Raw genomic sequence first — 16,283 nt, forward strand, 5'->3', positions numbered from 1 at the left:
ACAAGCGCGTATCCCGAAGCAGGATCGCATCAGGAGACAGGAGACCCCATCATGCATCGATATCTACGACAAGCGTCCGCCGCCCTGCTTTGCCTGGCAGCGATCTCAGGGTGGCAGCACGCTGCGGCCAAGGACTGGCCCGCCCAGCCGGTCCGGGTGGTCTTGCCCTATCCGCCCGGCGGCGCTTCGGATGTCACCGCCAGGCTGCTGAGCGCAAAGCTTAGCCAGGCTTGGGGAGAATCGGTCGTCATCGAGAACCGGCCGGGCGCCAACGGCATCATCGCTAACGAACTCGTGGCAAAATCGGCTGCGGACGGATATACGGTGCTGATGGCCAACCTTGGTCCGAACGCGATCAATCCTGCGGTTTATTCGAAATTGCCTTATGACCCGGTCAAGGATTTCGCGCCCGTGATCCTGGTGACCACGGTTCCGCTGATCATCGTCACGGCGGCGAACTCGCCCATCAAAGATCTGAGGCAACTGATCGCCATGGCCAAGGATAAGCCTGGCGAGATCACCTTCGGCTCGGCAGGCAACGGGGCGAGCAACCACCTCGCGGGCGAGCTGCTCAATACCATGGCGGGCATCAAGATGGCGCATGTCCCTTACAAGGGCGACGTACCCTCCTTGACCGACGTGCTGGGCGGGCAGATCCATGTCGCGCTGCCGACGGCCCTGGCCGGCATGCCGCAGGTCAAAAGCGGCAAGCTGCGCGCGCTTGCGGTCACCAGCAAGAAGCGCCTCCCGTCCTTGCCGGATGTTCCCACGGTAGACGAAGCACTGGGCATTAACGGCTATGAGGCCGTATCCTGGGGCGGCTTCATGGTGCCGACGGGCACGCCGCCGGTCATCATCACCAAGATGAATGCTGAGTTCAACAAGGCGTTGCAATATCAGGACATCCGGGAGAAGCTGCTGGCTCAGGGCGCCGAGATCGTCGGCGGCACGCCGGAGTCGTTCGACGCCTTCCTTCGCGCCGAACTCGCCAAATGGAAAAAGGTTGCGGACTCTGCGAAGGTGAGGCTCGACTAGCCGCGGCAAGCGCCGGCCGCATTGCCGCGACCGGCGCTTGCGTGGCGTTCCTGACCAGCGGACTCGCCCCCAGCGATACAATGCGTCGTCAGGCTGGGCCGCCAAGCCACCCCTGGACAGGCTCATCCTTCACTCCAACCTTGCTCTTCCCCCCGTTTTCGAGGCATGCCGAATATGGTCAACGTGAAACAGGTCGCTCTCCTTGCCGGCGTGTCTTCCGCCACCGTATCGCGCGCGTTGTCGGCACCGGAACTGCTGCGGCCAGAGACCCTCAAGCGTGTGCAGGAAGCGATTGCCAGCCTCGACTATGTGCCCTTTGCCGCTGCCCGGATCCTGCGTTCGGGACGGACCATGTCCATCGGCATCATTGCGCCGACGCTGATGAACGAACTGTACGCAAGAGCGGTGGACACCCTGGAGATGCAGCTCGAAGCGCTAGGCTATACCGTTGTTCTGACTTGTCATCGCGACAACAGCGAAATCGAATTGCGCTGTGCGCGGGAACTGCTGGAGCGGCGCGTGGACGGCATGGCCATCATCGGCTCGCAGCACCACCCCGACGTCTTCTCTCTTATCCATAAGCACAATGTCCCCTATGTGCTGATGTGGGCAACGGATCGCGAAGGCAGCCATCCGACGGTCGGCTACGACAACCGGCTCGCGATGCGGCGGCTGACCGCCTATCTGGTAGGCCTTGGGCACCGCGAATTCGCCGTCCTCCCGGGGCCGCTGAACACTCAGCATCTGTCGGTCCAGCGGCTGGAAGGCGTCAAGGACGTGCTCAGCGAACACGGCATCGCATTGCGCGAGGAGCTGGTCCTGCCCACTCCCTATGAGGTCGAGCCGGCCCGCGCCGCGGCGCGCGCCTGTCTGACCAGTCCACATCGGCCTACCGCACTGATCTGCATAAACGACTTCATCGCGGTCGCCGCCATCGCCGAGTGCCGCGCTCTGGGCCGGTCCATTCCGGCCGATATCTCCGTGACCGGTTTCGGGGACTGGCAGGTCGCGGAACTTATCACCCCTACCCTGACAACCATGCGGTCGAATCCCGTGCGTATCGGCGAACTGACAGCGAGGAACATCATTGCGCAGATAGAAGGCACGGCACGGCGGGAAGACCTGCAGAACGAGTTCGAGCCGGAGCTGATCGTTCGGGAAAGTGCGGCCCGCCTGCAGGCATTACCAAGGAGCCCCGGCGTCTCGCTTCCGCCATTGGCAAAACCATGAAACAGGGGCGCGGGCGGCGTGAAGTTGGGCTCGGCAATGGTTACGGCTAGCGGCCCGAAGTCGATTCGCCGGCATCGTCGGCATAGCGCCGTGCAACAGGCGGAGTGGTGTGGCCAGGCATGCCATTTCTCCCGCCAAGGCAGTCGCGGCCGTTTCGATGCTAAAGACTCTAGTTGGCGGCGGCGCATACGGAATTCTGCAACGCTCCTCGGAGGCCCAGTCCCTGCGCTTTCCAGAGTACCACGTGGCGGCGGGCCAAATCCGAGGGAATCCAACAAGGGCCCTTCGGCCCATAATCCACTAACAGCTGGGCCGGGATAGCAGCGATGCATTCCAAGCCGGAAAGACGCGACCGACTGTCCCCGGAGCGCTGCCGGCCAGCAGCCTCGATCCGCTAATACAGACCCCGACACAACGTTCGGTGCGCCAGAGCATGGCGTGACGCGCCGTTTCACGGCCGGCAATGTCAAGCGCTGGATGTCGCGCTCTCATCCCGCGACAACCTCACGCATGAGCAGTACAACACAAATTGATTGATCCAATGTATTGACAATAACCATCAATGTAATACATAAATGGCTACGTATTCATTTTTACGGTCCGCAAAGACCGAATGGGAAGGTCAATTATTGTGCGGCGCACCAAACTAGCGAGGGTCCGGTCATGGTATGCAGGGGAAACTACAGGCGATCAGCCAAAAAAGTACTGTGCCTGCCGACTCTCCCCAGTGGCGCGATCTGGTTCGTGAAGCGAAAGCCGCTTCTATTCGGCTTCGGTTCTGCCACCTTCCGCAGCACGCCGTATCACTGTCGAAAGGTCGGCGCCCGCAAGTCTCTGCGCGGCAGTTCGGCAATCGCCGGTCCAGAAGTCCCGTTCAGCAGTGAGAATCCGCTCCTCCGTATTGCGCATGTGGAGGAAGGCCGCTTGGCGGGCACGTTGCGGATCCTGGGTTTCGATCGCGGCACAGATCTCCGCATGCTCGTTGCGGACATGCGAAGCAAGATCACTTCGCCTTGCTTCATTGCCGCGCGTGAGACGAATTGCATCTCTCAAAGCCCGCGTCAGCATGCCGAGTAGCTCGGTGTAATGGGGATTGCCCGTGGCACGGGACACCGCAAGATGGAACGCCAGGTCTTCTTCGACGCCGTCGCCGCCCGCGCGCACTGCAGAGTCGATCTCGCGCAAGGCGTTCCGGATGTCGTCCATTTGGCTTTCGCTACGGCGCTCCGCAGCAAGTGCGGCCATTTCCGCTTCAATCCCACGGCGCAGTTCCAGGATTCGCACGACACCCAAGGCTGGGTCAGAACCGCCACGTCCAAGGCGGAATACCTCTGCGGTCGCAGGGTTGAGCACAACCGTACCGCTCCCCTGCCGGCTTTCCACCAGCCCCTCGGACTTGAGGCGGGAAATGGCTTCACGAATCACGGTGCGGCTCACGCCGTATTGCTCGGTCATGAATTTTTCCGTCGGCAGGCGAGCATTTACAGGGTACATGCCGCGACGGATCTGCCCAGCGAGGTGTTCGGTGACGCGATCGGCCAATGTAGGCTCAAAACCGCTTTTCCCCACCGGCTGCTGCTCTGTTGCTCCCAGATTTTCTGTCGTGCTCTGCAAGGTAATGCTCCACATGTCGTTGGCTTGGGCTGCGCGTCGGAGCCGCGGCATCGTCAGTACATCATAGCACCACGAACAAATTAGCTTGACAAACTAATCATATGAATTTGTAATACAAATCATAAGAACACAACGACTTCGTGCGACGCTGTCGCGAACCAACGAGGAGACTGCATCAATGACGGCCCAGGATCACAATCAGTCGCTTGAAAATGCTTACGTATGCAGACGCATGCCTGCGGAGATCGAAGCCGCACTGAAAGAGCGCTTCGTCGTAAAGCTGAACGAAAGCGATGAACTGACGGATTCCGCCACGATCATCGAGCGCGCGAAAGGCGCGAGCGTTCTGCTCGTGACCGCGACGGAACGCATCGACGGCAATGTGTTGCGCGCTCTGGCGCCAACCCTCAAAACGGTGGCCACGCTTTCGGTGGGTTACGACCACATCGACCTGGCCACGGCTCGGGAACTCGGCATCGAGGTTATGCATACGCCTGACGTCCTAAGCGATGCATGCGCCGAAGTCGCGCTGATGCTCCTCCTCAATGCCGCGCGGCGGGGTTATGAAGCGGATCGCATGGTCCGCAGCGGCCAATGGCCCGGTTGGGCACCCACTCAACTGCTGGGCAAGGGGCTGGTCGGCAAGCGGCTCGGCATATTCGGCATGGGGCGCATCGGCCGAGCCATCGCGACGCGTGCCCGCGCGTTCGGCATGCAAATCCACTACCACAACCGATCCCAACTCGGGCCAGACGACGCCGAGGGCGCCATCTACCACGCCACCCTCGATAGCCTGTGCCGACACAGCGAGATGCTGCTGGTCGCGGCACCGGGTTCACCACAACTCAAAGGGGCGCTCGATCAAACGCACATCCGCGCGCTGCCACCTGGCGCTGTCGTCGCCAATATTTCCCGGGGCGACATCGTCGACGACGATGCGCTGATCGAAGCGCTGAACAACGGCCATGTCTTTGCTGCTGGGCTCGATGTCTTCGCCAACGAGCCGAACGTCGATCCGCGTTACCGCGCGCTCGACAATGTCTTTCTCAGTCCGCATATCGGCAGCGCGACAGAGGAAACGCGCAACGCCATGGGATGGCTTCTGATCGACGGGATCGCGGCACTACGCCACGGCGAGCGACCTGCCAACCTGCTTTCCTGATTCTCCCTTTCAAGTCAAAGCGACCGGAGTTCCTTTTCATGCAGATCCAGAATGCTTTTCTCTTCCGCCAACAGTGCCACGTGAATGGCCAATGGGTAGACGCGGCTGACGGCGAAGTGGTGCCCGTCACAAATCCTGCAACAGGGCAACCGCTCGGTACTGTGCCTCGCATGACGGCCATCGACGTCCAGACAGCCATCGCCGCCGCGGACCGCGCTCTTCCGGCATGGCGCGCAACCAGCTCGCGCGAACGCAGCCGTCTGCTGCGTCGATGGTTCGATCTCTGCATGGCCAACCACGAGGACCTGGCAACGATCCTGACGCTTGAGCAAGGCAAACCGCTTAAAGAATCCCGTGGCGAGATTGCCTACGGGTCTGGCTTTATTGAATGGTTCTCGGAGGAAGCTCGTCGAATCTATGGCGACGTGATTCCTGCGCCGTCATCGGACCGACGCATCATCGTCATCAAGCAGCCCGTCGGCGTCGTCGCCGCCATCACCCCATGGAATTTCCCCAATGCGATGATCACGCGCAAGGCTGGCGCCGCTTTGGCTGCAGGCTGCACGATCGTGATCAAGCCAGCCTCTGCCACGCCCTTCTCTGCGCTGGCGCTCGCCGCCCTGGCCAAGGAAGCAGGCATCCCTGATGGGGTACTGAATGTGGTCACCGGTTCCGCCTCCGTTGTGGGCGGTGAGCTCACATCGAGCCCCGTCGTGCGCAAGCTGTCTTTCACGGGTTCCACCGATGTTGGCAAGACTCTCCTTGAGCAATGCGCCGGTACGGTGAAGAAAGTTTCTATGGAACTGGGCGGCAACGCACCATTCCTCATCTTCGACGACGCGGACCTCGACGCCGCCGTCGCTGGCGTCATGGCCTCGAAGTTTCGTAATGCCGGGCAGACCTGCGTCTGCGCGAACCGGATCTTCGTCCAGGACGGCGTCTACGACGCGTTCGCCGAGAAGCTCAGGATCGCAGTGGAAGCTCAAGTCGTTGGCGATGGCATGGCGCCCGGTGTAGATCTCGGACCGCTGATCGACGACGCGGCGATCGAAAAGGTTCGTCAACATATCGAGGACGCGGTCTCTCTGGGTGCTCAAGTGTTCACGGGCGGCAAGGGCCACCCCCTCGGCGGCCGCTTCTTCAAGCCGACGATCCTCACGGACGTTTCTCCGAAGGCGAAGCTTATGAACGAGGAGACTTTCGGTCCGGTGGCTCCCCTCATCCGCTTCAAGACCGAGGAAGAAGCCATCGCAATGGCAAATGACACGCCCTTCGGACTGGCTGCCTATTTCTACACCACCAACTACGCCCGCTCCTGGCGCGTGGCAGAAGCGCTCGAATGCGGCATCGTGGGCCTGAACGAGGGCCTGATCTCCACCGAGGTGGCACCGTTCGGCGGCGTGAAGGAATCGGGTGTTGGCCGGGAGGGATCCAAATACGGCATCGAAGACTACATCGAGGTCAAGTACATCTGCGCTGGCGGCCTGGCACTGCGCTAAGCCACAAGCCAACAACAGGAGACAGAAATATGAAAACTGTGGGCATGATTGGCATTGGCATGATGGGCCATGGCATCGCGACGAATGTTGCAAAGCATGGCTATCCCTTGGTGGTCCTCGAACATCCCGGTAACCAGCCAGTCGACGCGCTGCTGAAGGCGGGAGCAAAAACGGTACCGGCTATCTCGCAACTCGCCGGCCAAGCGGACATCGTCATTCTCTGCGTCACCGGCACGCCCGAGGTCGAGGATGTGCTTTTCAGCGCCCAAGGCCTCCTCAGCGCCTTGCGGCCCGGTACTATAGTCATCGATTGTTCGACCGCGATCCCCTCCTCGACCGAGCGCATCGCTGCCGCCGTGCAGCAGGCCGGTGGCAGGTTCATCGACGCGCCAATGACGCGCACGCCCAAAGAAGCCGCCGAGGGGCGACTGAACCTGATCGTCGGCGGCGACGAGTCGCTCTACCGAGAATGCCTGCCACTGCTGCAGAGCTTCGCCGAGAACATCACGTTCGCCGGGCCGGTCGGCTCCGGACACCGACTCAAGCTGCTGCACAACTTCGTGTCTCTGGGTTTCTCCGCGGTCCTGGCAGAGGCAGCCGCCTGTGCGGCACGCGCTGATGTCAGCCCAGAGGTCCTTGTAGACGTGCTGGCCAAGGGCGGCGGTGCCGGTGTCATCCTGGAACGCCTGCGTCCCTTCATCGAGCGGGGCGACAGCTCCGGGTTCCGCTTCACCATCTCCAACGCGCTGAAGGACATGACCTACTACGACACGATGGCGAGTGAAGTGGGCGCCAGTCACGCGACCGCGTCAGCGATCCGCGATACCTATGCCGGCGCCTATGGCCAACGGTCCAACGGCACCGTGCCGGAGCTTGTCGCGCTGCTGGCCGAACCGGCATCCGTTCGCTGACAGTCCACGGGAACCGCCACCATGATCACAAACCAGCAGTACAAGATCGCCGTCATTCCTGGCGATGGCATTGGCAACGAAGTGGTCCCCGAGGGCATTCGGGTTTTGGAGGCCGCCAGCGCAAAGTTCGGCTTCAAGCTCGCCTTCACGACCTATGACTGGAGCTGCGCCCGCTACCACGCTCAAGGAAGCATGATGCCGCCCGACGGCATCGAGCGACTACGCGACTCTGACGCCATCTTTCTCGGAGCAGTCGGGTTCCCCGGAGTGCCGGACCACGTATCGCTGTGGAATCTGCTCATCCCGATCCGTCGTGAATTCGACCAGTACGTGAATCTGCGACCGGTCAGGCTTCTGCCCGGTGTTCCCTGCCCGCTCGCCAACAAGGAGCCGGGCGACATCGACTTCTGGATCGTGCGCGAGAACACCGAAGGCGAATACTCTCAAGTTGGTGGACGCATGTTCGCCGGCACGGAACATGAATTCGTCACGCAGGAGGCCATCTTCACTCGTCGAGGGACCGATCGAATCATGCGCTATGCGTTTGATCTTGCGAGGAAGCTCGGGCGGAATCACGTTACATCGGCAACAAAGTCCAACGGCATCTTCCACTCCATGCCCTTCTGGGACGAGCGATTTTCCGCAGTGGGTGCGGACTACCCCGACATCCGCACCGACCAGTACCACATCGATATCCTGGCAGCGCGGTTCGCGATGTCCCCAGAGCGCTTCGACGTGGTGGTTGGATCGAACCTGTTCGGCGACATCCTCTCCGATCTCGGCCCGGGTATCACGGGGACGATTGCAGTGGCGCCGAGCGCAAACATCAACCCTGAGGGGAAATTCCCATCGATGTTTGAACCGGTGCATGGCTCTGCCCCGGACATTGCCGGACAAGGCATTGCGAATCCTATCGGTCAGATCTGGTCGGGCGCAATGATGCTGGAACACCTCGGACAGGCTGAGGCAGCAGCCGCGATCATGAAGGCCATCGAAGCTGTCCTTACGCATCCGGATCGCGTACATACGCCAGACCTGGGTGGAAGGGCCAGTACACAGGAAATGGGCGCCGAGATCGCGAGGGCGGTGCTCGCATGACACAAGCCTCCAGGGTAGCCAGTCGCCCGCTTGTACTTCTGACTGATCCCATCGCCCCAGAGGCGCACGCTCGACTGGCGGCTGACGCTGACGTCGAGTTACTGCCTCCAGGACTGATCGGCGAGGCAAGTGATCAAGCCCTTCGAGATCGCATTGCGCAGGTTGACGGTCTGATCGTCCGGCGACAACTCCCTGGCGACCTGTTCGAGCGCGAGCATCGTCTTCGTGCCGTCGTTCGCCATGGCGTTGGCGTGGACTTTATTCCGGTAGACCGCGCAACGGCTCACGGCATTCCAGTCGCCAATACGCCGGACACGAACTCGAACGCCGTTGCTGAATATGCGGTCTCTGCCATGCTCGCAATGACCAGAAAGCTGGCAAATTTCGACGATGCAGTGCGTAACGGGGATTGGAATCGCCGCATGATCGCGGGAGAGCAATCCAGGGAGCTTCGCGGCTCCACACTGGGGATAATTGGCTTCGGTTCCATCGGCCGCCGCGTCGCGGAGATCGCAGGCGCGGGCTTCGGTATGAAGCTGCTTGCGCACACGTCGACACCATCGAAGCTCCCGCTACACGTCGACCCGGCGGAACTCACCGAGTTGTTCGCGCGCAGCGATTACATCGTAATCGCGTGCCCTCTTCTCCCTGCAACAAGAGGCATGGTGAACAAGACGCTTTTGGGTCATGCGCGTCCGACAACTGTACTCGTCAACGTGGCACGGGGGCCGATCATCCAGCAGGCGGATCTGATCGATGTTCTGAGCAGCGGCACCATAGGCGGTGCCGTACTCGATGTATTTGAACAGCATCCGCTCCCAGACGACAGCCCGCTTCGAGCTCTGCAGAACGTCTTTTTGACACCGCATATCGCAGGTCTGACCCAAGACGCCTCCAGGGCCATGGGCCTGGCCGCCGTCGAGACGATGCTCGCCCTGCTGCGGGGCGAACGAGCACACAACATCGTCAACCCCGAATTCAACGCCGTCAACCAGGAGACAACCAAATGAAGATCACCCGCATTACCGCAATCCCCTTGTCCTATCGTCTGCCGGAAGGCAAAACGGTCACCATGGGCGTGGGCAGTACGCTCAAGCGTGACGCGATCATCATCCGCGTTGAAACGTCCGAGGGCATCGTCGGCTACGGCGAGTCGCATCCCGGGCGCAGTCCTGGCGCCATCACCAGCCTTATCCACAACACGCTGTCGCCGCTGCTGGTTGGCATGGACGCCACGGACGTCGTCGGCACCTGGCAGCGCGTGCACCGCATGCAGTTCTCCAGCCACGGTCTTGGCGCCGGCGCCGCGCTAGCGCATTCGGGCATCGACATGGCACTCTGGGACATTCGCGGCAAGGCGGCGAACATGCCGCTCTACAAGCTGCTTGGCGGCTCGCGTCGTCGAATTCCCGCCTATGCCGGCGGCATCGCGCTCGGATACCAGCCGGCGGCGTCCCTGGCCGAAGAGTCCCAGTCCTATATCGAGCAGGGCTACAAGGCCGTCAAGCTGCGGATTGGCGACTCGGTCAAGGCGGATATCGAACGCGTACGGCATGTGCGCCGCGTGGTCGGCGATGACATCGACATCCTGACCGATGCCAATACGGCCTACACGATCGCCGACGTGCGCCGCGTTATGCCTGTGCTGGCGGAAATTCAAGCGGGGTGGCTCGAAGAGCCGTTCGCCTGCAACGATTTCGCCTCGTATCGTGAGGCAGCCCGGATTTCTCCTGTCGTACCGATCGCAGCAGGCGAGAATCACTTCATGCGATTCGAATTTGCGCAACTGCTGGAAGCCGGGGCAGTCCAGGTCTGGCAACCCGACCTGTCCAAGACGGGCGGCATTACGGAAGGCATGCGCATCGCTGCTATGGCCTCGGCGTTCCGCATCCCCATCAACGCCCACAGTTCCGCTACGGGCCTCAATCATGCCGCGACGCTGCATTTCCTCGCTGCAACCGAGAACGCCGGCTACTTCGAAGCCTGCGTTTCCCATTTCAATCCGTTCCGGGACATGTTCGGCAAGACCTTCGAAATCGGCAGCGATGGTTGCGTGGTTCCGCCGGAAGAACCGGGCCTGGGCGTCGAAGTCGAAGAGGAGATCTTCAAGCAGTACCCCTTGATCGACGGTCCCGGTTACGTCGTCAAGTTCTGAGCAACTACGCTCTGCAGACACCAATCCACCACATATAAAAGATGGTGAAGGAGACAAACATGCCTAGCAGAAGAACCGCGTGCAAAAGGATTCTGTCTTCGCTGGCGGGCGCCGCTGGCGCGACTGCCTTCGGTAGCGCCATTGGCGCTGCGAGCGATGCATACCCGGACAAGCCCATTCGAATCGTCGTGCCATATACCCCCGGCGGCTTTAACGACACCCTCGCCCGCACCGTCGGAGAGAAGCTGACTAAACTCTGGAAGCAGCCGGTAGTCGTTGACAATCGACCAGGCGCCAACACATTGATCGGCAATTCAATGGTTGCGAAAGCCGCCCCCGATGGCCACACGTTGCTAATTACCCCCCTGCCGTTCGCCGCACTCCCCGCGTTATATGGCACGAAACTTCCCTACAACGCGACGAAGGATTTTTCGCCGGTCATCTGGGCGGCTAGCACCCAAAACGTGCTGGTGGCGCGCAACGACCTTGGATTTGCGACCATCAAGGAAATAGTCGATTTTGCCAAGAAGAATCCCGGCAAGCTGAACTATGGGTCCACTGGAGCCGGCTCCTCCAATCATCTGTCGATGGAACTCTTCGAGAAGATGACTGGTACAAAGCTGACGCACGTCCCGTATAAGGGCAGCGGACCGGCAGTTGTTGCTCTACTCGGCGGTGAAATCGACGTGCTGTTCGACAACTTGCCCAATGTGATGAACCAGATCCGGGCCGGCAAGCTCAAGCCTGTTGCCGTCACTGGTCAGCAGCGATCCACGCTGTTGCCAAACGTGCCGACCATCGCTGAATCGGGGGTGCCCGGCTACGAGGTCAACGTGTGGTTTGGCATTCAGGCACCCGCTGGCACGCCAAAGGAGGTCGTCCAGAAACTCAACCAGGAAATCGCGAAGGCATTGGCGGATCCTGAAATCGTGAAGCGATTCCGAGAACAAGGCGTGGAGGTTGTGGGTAGCTCCCCGACCAAGTTCGCCACGCTCGTGGAAGCGGAGATTCAGAAATGGGGAAGCGTAGTCCGCGATGCGAACGTTCGGCTGGAGTAGTTGCTGCGTCTAGAGCGTGTCCGCACGACAGCGAACACGCTCTGACCCGCAAGCACATGCTCTTCAATATCCCGCCGTATTTTCGGCGGGATTTTTGTTTTTCCTCGACCGATCCCGGGCGTTGACAGCGCGCAGTTGCAACGCCGCGCGGTCGCCTATTTTTACCTACCCCCAAGCTGCCGGCCCAAGACGCTCTCTGCGCAGGCCTTCACCCGAAGAGTCGCCAAAGATCCCTTGACCACCCAGTAGTCGAACGTGAACCAAAGCAAAAGGCCCTGCAAATTATGTTCGCAGGGCCTTTTGCTTGCCGTTTCGTCTTGCCGCATAGTTCGCGGAGGTTCCGTCCAGGGCCAACGGGCCAAATGCGCGCGGCCATTAAGAACAAGCGATGTCTCAATGGCCGATCACGTTCCGAGCTGGCTTATTCGGCGACAACGTTTGCCGACTTCGCGACAGCCCCCCACTTTTCGGCTTCGCTCTTGATATAGCCTGCAAACTCCTCAGGCTTTGTTGCCACCACTTCGGCACCGAGCGTCGCCAACTTGCTCTTCACCTCTGGCATAGCAAGTACCTTCATCAGTGCTGCGCTGAGTTGCTTGACGATTTCAGGCGACGTTCCGGCAGGTGCGACAAGACCGCCCCAAGAAGAGGCATCGAATCCCTTGATCACCGATTCATCGATTGTTGGTGCATTGGGAAACGCCGGCACGCGCTTCTTGCTCGCCACGGCCACGAGCTTGAGCTTGCCGCTCGTGACGTACGGACGTGCAGCAACTGCCGTAGTGAACATCATCGATACCTGCCCAGCCATAACATCGGTCATTGCTGGGCCATCACCCTTATAGGGCACGTGCATCATATCCAGCTTCAGCCCAGACTTGAACATCTCGCCAACAAGGTGGTTGGAGGAGCCATTGCCGGCCGAGGCAAATGTGTACTTTCCCGGGTTGACCTTGACTTCTGCTACCAGTCCCTTGATGTCTGTCGCTTTGACCTTAGGCCCGGCCACAAGGACGATCGGCACCGTGGTGGTTTGCCCGATTGGGGCGAAGCTCTTGGTGACGTCGTAGCCGAGGTGCGGGTAGATCGACTGGCTGATGGCATTCGGGCCGACGTTCGCCATCAGAAGCGTATAGCCATCTGCCGGCGACTTGGCCACCATCTCAGCCGCGATATTCCCGTTTGCGCCGGGCCGGTTCTCGACTACGAATGTCCCACCGGTGACTTCCTTCAGCTTTTCGCTCAGTAGACGTGCCGTTGTATCGGAAGCGCCCCCCGGCGGGTATGGCACGACAATGCGCACAGGCTTATCCGGGTAGGCTGCCATGGCGATGCCTGACGCCAGGGCTGAAGCAGCGATGATTGCACGCCACGCAGTTTTGATGAGTGATTTCATGAGTGTCTCCTTCAATTCTAGTTTATCGAGGATGGATGGGAATCAGTACCGCTCCTCTCGCCAGCGGCTTCACCGTCTTGCTATAGATGTTCAGCCAGCCCTGCTCCGTAGCGCCCTGGATCGGTGCTGCGTCGACGCGACGCGAAGCCATCTCGTTCTGGTCGACAAGCAGATTAATCTGCCGACCGGGAATGTCGATCTCGATCGCGTCGCCATCCTTGACGAGAGCCAACGGGCCACCCGCGGCGGCTTCGGGGCAAACCTGACCGACTGCGACACCGCGGTTTAATCCAGATAGCTGGCCATCCGTCACGACGGCGACCTTGCCGTTGAAGCCCGCACCTTCGACGGCTGCAACAAATGACGACGCCAACGCCACGCCCGGGCCGCCAATCGGCCCCATACCACGCAGGCACGCTACGGTCCCCTCCGTGATGCGTCCATCCGCCAACGCTGTGATAGCTTCTTCCTGAGAGTGAAACACCATCGCTTTGCCACGGAAGCTTTCCGCCTTCTCACCGGCATTGCCGAGCTTGAGAATGCTACCTTCGGGTGCAAGCGATCCTTTCAGGATGACCAGCGATGGCTTCGTGGAGATTGGGTTCTCCAACGTGCGCAGGATAGATGGCGATGGCGCCTCATAGTCGTCGAGAATTGCCTTCCAAGTCTTACCCGAGACCGTCAAGCACTCCTGCTCGATCATGGACGTTAGACGTTTAATCGTCGCAAGGGTGCCACCTGCCGCTTCTAGCTCTTCCGTACGGTGGGGACCGTTGGGCTTGACGGTCGCTAGCAGCGGGACTTCGCGTCCAAGCCGGTCAAACAGATCGTAGAGATCCACATCTGTTCCAGCCTCTTCCGCAACAGCTTGCAAATGGCGAAGTACGTTGATTGACGTCGACAGCGCCAACGCGACGCGCACAGCGTTTCGGAAGGCCGCCGGCGTCAGGAGGCTCCGGGGCGTCAGACCTTCATTGACCATCTCGATAATGCGGGCGCCGGCTGCTCGGGCCTGGTCGACCATCGAAGGCGAGTTGGCCAGTACGGGACTGGCGCCTGGCAGCGTCAGGCCCAATGCCTCGCAAACGATGTGCATGGAATTCGCAGTCCCAAGACCCGCGCACACACCGGGGCTGCGCACGGCTCGCTTACACATGCCGTCCAGGTCTTCAAAGGAGAGTTGCCCAGTCACGTGCATGCCGACTTTCTCGAAGACATCTTCGATGTCCACATGCTCGCCCTTGTACTGGCCGCTGGCCTGATAGCCGCAGATCACCACGAGTGTCGGAATGTTTAGCCGTGCAGCGGCCATCATTTGTCCGGGCGTTGTTTTATCGCAGGAAGCCAGGCAAACCATACCGTCGAGTTGTGCGCCCTCAACCTGCACTTCGATGTCGTTCACGATCAGGTCGCGCGACGGGAGGATATAGCGGCCCTGCTTGCCCGCGCTAGTGATGAAGTCGCTTGGTGCCGCAGTTCGAACCTCGAAAGGTACGCCCCCTGCTGCGCGGATTGCCGCCTTCACGTGGGCGGATACGCCATCGAGGTGACTGAAGCAGCTCGACAGCTCCGACGAGGTGTTGACCACCGCAATCTTCGGCTTGTCCAGGTCGGCGTCGCTCAGTCCCAGGGCTTGCCATTGGGCCTTGCGCAGTGCCCAACGGGTCGTACCCGGGGCGAAATTGCTACGGTATTTCGGGGAGTTCATTGCAAGGCTCCAAGGAAGGCACCATTGTTTTCCAGCACCTGCTGGATATCGGAGGCCGGCACATGGTGAACGCTGATACCGCGTGCCACGGCCGTTGCAGCGGTATGCCCAGCCGCTTCGCCCATGGCGAAGCATTGCGCGGTCACTCTGATCGAGGCCTGCGCGCCGTGAGTGGCCGATGCACACCGGCCAGCCACCATCAGGTTGTCGAAGCCTTCCAGCAGAAGCGAACGCAGGGGAATCTGGAAATACGTGCCAGGCGGCAACCAAATCCATTTGGTGGCCCTACCCGCAGCGTGGTCCTCCATTGGCCAGGCACAGCACGCGATGGCATCGTAGAAGCGCGCTCCTTCGAGAACATCCTTGTCCGTAAGGACGTAGCTGCCTACGGTGCGCCGACTTTCTCGGATGCCGATTACAGCGCCCGTATCCATGACGAAGGCAGACTCGAATCCCGGCACATACCTTCGGAATGCATTCAGGTACGTGCAAACTTGTTCCCGCCCTGCAATCTCTGCCCGTGACATGACACTGAGGTCGAACGGATTCGGCGATTTTCCGTCCACCGCCACTTTCGTGATGTTCAGATGCGCAAGCCCGGGACGTTCGGCAAAAACACCGCCCGCGGTGCGCGGAAGTTCGTAACCGTCGGCGACGGCCTGCTCAAGCCTTTCGCGAAGAGCCGGACGGCTCAAGCGGGCCAGCGAGTCGGTGTCTACACCGCCGAACCGCACCATGGTGGTAGGGAACTGAAGATCGCCTTCCGAAATTTCGCAAGGCGCGCCTGCGAAGTTCACCAGGTCGGCATCGCCAGAGCAGTCTACGAACGACTTTGCGCGGAGGGCGAGACGCCCTTCCTTGGTCTCGATCAGAACGGCGTCCAGTTCGCGCCCCTTCATGGCGACACCAACCACCATCGCATGAAACAACACCTCGACCCTCGCTTCCTGGACGAGCTGATCGAGAGCGACCTTCATGGCGAACAAGTCGTAAGGCAACGATGCCGTCTCCAGCCAGCGGGTCGGCTCACCGAGACCGTCAAGTGACCGCAGTCGATCGATGACCTCGTTGCAGAAGCCCCCCACAATCTGCTGCACGTCTGTATCGGTGACCGCGTAGAGGCCGCAGATGCTGCCCAGGCTCACCGACGTCAGGGTGCCGCCTAGAAAGCCCTCGCGCTCCAGAAGCAGTACCTTGGCACCCGTCCGCGCCGCCGAAATCGCGGCGGCCACCCCCGCAGCTCCGCCTCCGACGACGCAGACGTCTGCGGTGCGAAACACGGATGTAGAACGAGCTGGCTCGGACACTGCACCCAATGAATACGTAGTCATTTCCTCTCCGAAAAAATGCGTGATGCCGGGTCCCTACTGACACGGCTCACGCTTCCCTGCCCTTTTGGTTACGTAGTCATTATATG

General features: G+C 60.7%; 13 protein-coding genes. 9 read left to right on the forward strand and 4 right to left on the reverse strand.

The genetic code is table 11. The features are described from left to right. Positions 1 to 51 precede the first annotated feature (51 nt). Both AB1I47_RS00345 and AB1I47_RS00350 read left to right on the forward strand, forming a co-directional pair. On the forward strand, positions 52 to 1,035 hold the full coding sequence (locus tag AB1I47_RS00345; protein ID WP_354681808.1) for a Bug family tripartite tricarboxylate transporter substrate binding protein: 984 nt from the start codon (positions 52 to 54) through the stop codon (positions 1,033 to 1,035). 174 nt (positions 1,036 to 1,209) lie between these two features. After that, complete coding sequence (locus AB1I47_RS00350; protein ID WP_354681809.1) at positions 1,210 to 2,265, forward strand: LacI family DNA-binding transcriptional regulator; 1,056 nt, start codon at positions 1,210 to 1,212, stop codon at positions 2,263 to 2,265. 762 nt (positions 2,266 to 3,027) lie between these two features. Here AB1I47_RS00350 and AB1I47_RS00355 read toward each other — a convergent pair. Next, positions 3,028 to 3,894: a FadR/GntR family transcriptional regulator gene (locus AB1I47_RS00355; RefSeq protein WP_354681810.1), complete on the reverse strand. Its 867-nt coding sequence runs from the start codon at positions 3,892 to 3,894 to the stop codon at positions 3,028 to 3,030. Positions 3,895 to 4,057: 163 nt separating this feature from the next. Here AB1I47_RS00355 and AB1I47_RS00360 point away from each other — a divergent pair, with 163 nt between their 5' ends. From AB1I47_RS00360 to AB1I47_RS00390, 7 genes are read left to right on the forward strand one after another with little or no spacing between them, the layout of a single operon-like run. After that, positions 4,058 to 5,041, forward strand: coding sequence for a 2-hydroxyacid dehydrogenase (locus AB1I47_RS00360; protein WP_354681811.1), 984 nt, complete (start codon positions 4,058 to 4,060; stop codon positions 5,039 to 5,041). Positions 5,042 to 5,079: 38 nt separating this feature from the next. Beyond that, complete coding sequence (locus AB1I47_RS00365; protein WP_354681812.1) at positions 5,080 to 6,540, forward strand: NAD-dependent succinate-semialdehyde dehydrogenase; 1,461 nt, start codon at positions 5,080 to 5,082, stop codon at positions 6,538 to 6,540. Next, the gene (locus tag AB1I47_RS00370) at positions 6,513 to 7,451 is read left to right on the forward strand and encodes an NAD(P)-dependent oxidoreductase (RefSeq protein ID WP_354681963.1); all 939 of its coding nucleotides are present in this window, start codon (positions 6,513 to 6,515) and stop codon (positions 7,449 to 7,451) included. Before AB1I47_RS00365 ends, AB1I47_RS00370 begins: the two co-directional genes overlap by 28 nt. Positions 7,452 to 7,472: 21 nt before the next feature. Further along, a complete protein-coding gene (locus tag AB1I47_RS00375; protein ID WP_354681813.1) occupies positions 7,473 to 8,549 on the forward strand; it encodes a tartrate dehydrogenase in 1,077 nt (358 codons plus the stop codon). Then, positions 8,546 to 9,559, forward strand: a complete 1,014-nt coding sequence (locus AB1I47_RS00380) for a hydroxyacid dehydrogenase (protein ID WP_354681814.1) — start codon at positions 8,546 to 8,548, stop codon at positions 9,557 to 9,559. The genes AB1I47_RS00375 and AB1I47_RS00380 overlap by 4 nt, the downstream gene beginning before the upstream one ends. Beyond that, entirely contained in the window at positions 9,556 to 10,704 is a 1,149-nt protein-coding gene (locus tag AB1I47_RS00385) for a mandelate racemase/muconate lactonizing enzyme family protein (protein ID WP_354681815.1), read from the forward strand. The genes AB1I47_RS00380 and AB1I47_RS00385 overlap by 4 nt, the downstream gene beginning before the upstream one ends. A gap of 59 nt (positions 10,705 to 10,763) precedes the next feature. Continuing rightward, positions 10,764 to 11,762, forward strand: coding sequence for a tripartite tricarboxylate transporter substrate binding protein (locus AB1I47_RS00390; protein ID WP_354681816.1), 999 nt, complete (start codon positions 10,764 to 10,766; stop codon positions 11,760 to 11,762). 421 nt (positions 11,763 to 12,183) lie between these two features. On the opposite strand, the gene AB1I47_RS00395 is transcribed toward AB1I47_RS00390, so the two are convergent. Genes AB1I47_RS00395 through AB1I47_RS00405 form a run of 3 tightly spaced genes read right to left on the reverse strand, consistent with a single transcriptional unit; the run spans position 12,184 to position 16,197 of the window. Further along, positions 12,184 to 13,158 carry a Bug family tripartite tricarboxylate transporter substrate binding protein gene (locus AB1I47_RS00395; protein ID WP_354681817.1) on the reverse strand — a complete coding sequence of 325 codons (975 nt, stop codon included), beginning with the start codon at positions 13,156 to 13,158 and terminating at the stop codon, positions 12,184 to 12,186. Positions 13,159 to 13,180: 22 nt separating this feature from the next. Continuing rightward, on the reverse strand, positions 13,181 to 14,866 hold the full coding sequence (gene ilvD, locus AB1I47_RS00400) for a dihydroxy-acid dehydratase (RefSeq protein ID WP_354681818.1): 1,686 nt from the start codon (positions 14,864 to 14,866) through the stop codon (positions 13,181 to 13,183). Continuing rightward, a complete protein-coding gene (locus AB1I47_RS00405; protein ID WP_354681819.1) occupies positions 14,863 to 16,197 on the reverse strand; it encodes an FAD-dependent oxidoreductase in 1,335 nt (444 codons plus the stop codon). The genes ilvD and AB1I47_RS00405 overlap by 4 nt, the downstream gene beginning before the upstream one ends. Positions 16,198 to 16,283 lie beyond the last annotated feature (86 nt).

Origin of the sequence: Cupriavidus necator (assembly GCF_040578825.1) — a bacterium.
GTDB classification, from domain to species: domain Bacteria; phylum Pseudomonadota; class Gammaproteobacteria; order Burkholderiales; family Burkholderiaceae; genus Cupriavidus; species Cupriavidus necator_E.

Coding starts and splice junctions, on each gene's coding strand:
- AB1I47_RS00375 (WP_354681813.1), top strand. CDS start 7,473: ATGATCACAAACCAGCAGTACAAGATCGCCGTCATTCCTGGCGATGGC.
- AB1I47_RS00395 (WP_354681817.1), bottom strand. CDS start 13,158: ATGAAATCACTCATCAAAACTGCGTGGCGTGCAATCATCGCTGCTTCA.
- AB1I47_RS00380 (WP_354681814.1), top strand. CDS start 8,546: ATGACACAAGCCTCCAGGGTAGCCAGTCGCCCGCTTGTACTTCTGACT.
- AB1I47_RS00385 (WP_354681815.1), top strand. CDS start 9,556: ATGAAGATCACCCGCATTACCGCAATCCCCTTGTCCTATCGTCTGCCG.
- AB1I47_RS00365 (WP_354681812.1), top strand. CDS start 5,080: ATGCAGATCCAGAATGCTTTTCTCTTCCGCCAACAGTGCCACGTGAAT.
- AB1I47_RS00355 (WP_354681810.1), bottom strand. CDS start 3,894: ATGTGGAGCATTACCTTGCAGAGCACGACAGAAAATCTGGGAGCAACA.
- ilvD (WP_354681818.1), bottom strand. CDS start 14,866: ATGAACTCCCCGAAATACCGTAGCAATTTCGCCCCGGGTACGACCCGT.
- AB1I47_RS00345 (WP_354681808.1), top strand. CDS start 52: ATGCATCGATATCTACGACAAGCGTCCGCCGCCCTGCTTTGCCTGGCA.
- AB1I47_RS00390 (WP_354681816.1), top strand. CDS start 10,764: ATGCCTAGCAGAAGAACCGCGTGCAAAAGGATTCTGTCTTCGCTGGCG.
- AB1I47_RS00405 (WP_354681819.1), bottom strand. CDS start 16,197: ATGACTACGTATTCATTGGGTGCAGTGTCCGAGCCAGCTCGTTCTACA.
- AB1I47_RS00350 (WP_354681809.1), top strand. CDS start 1,210: ATGGTCAACGTGAAACAGGTCGCTCTCCTTGCCGGCGTGTCTTCCGCC.
- AB1I47_RS00360 (WP_354681811.1), top strand. CDS start 4,058: ATGACGGCCCAGGATCACAATCAGTCGCTTGAAAATGCTTACGTATGC.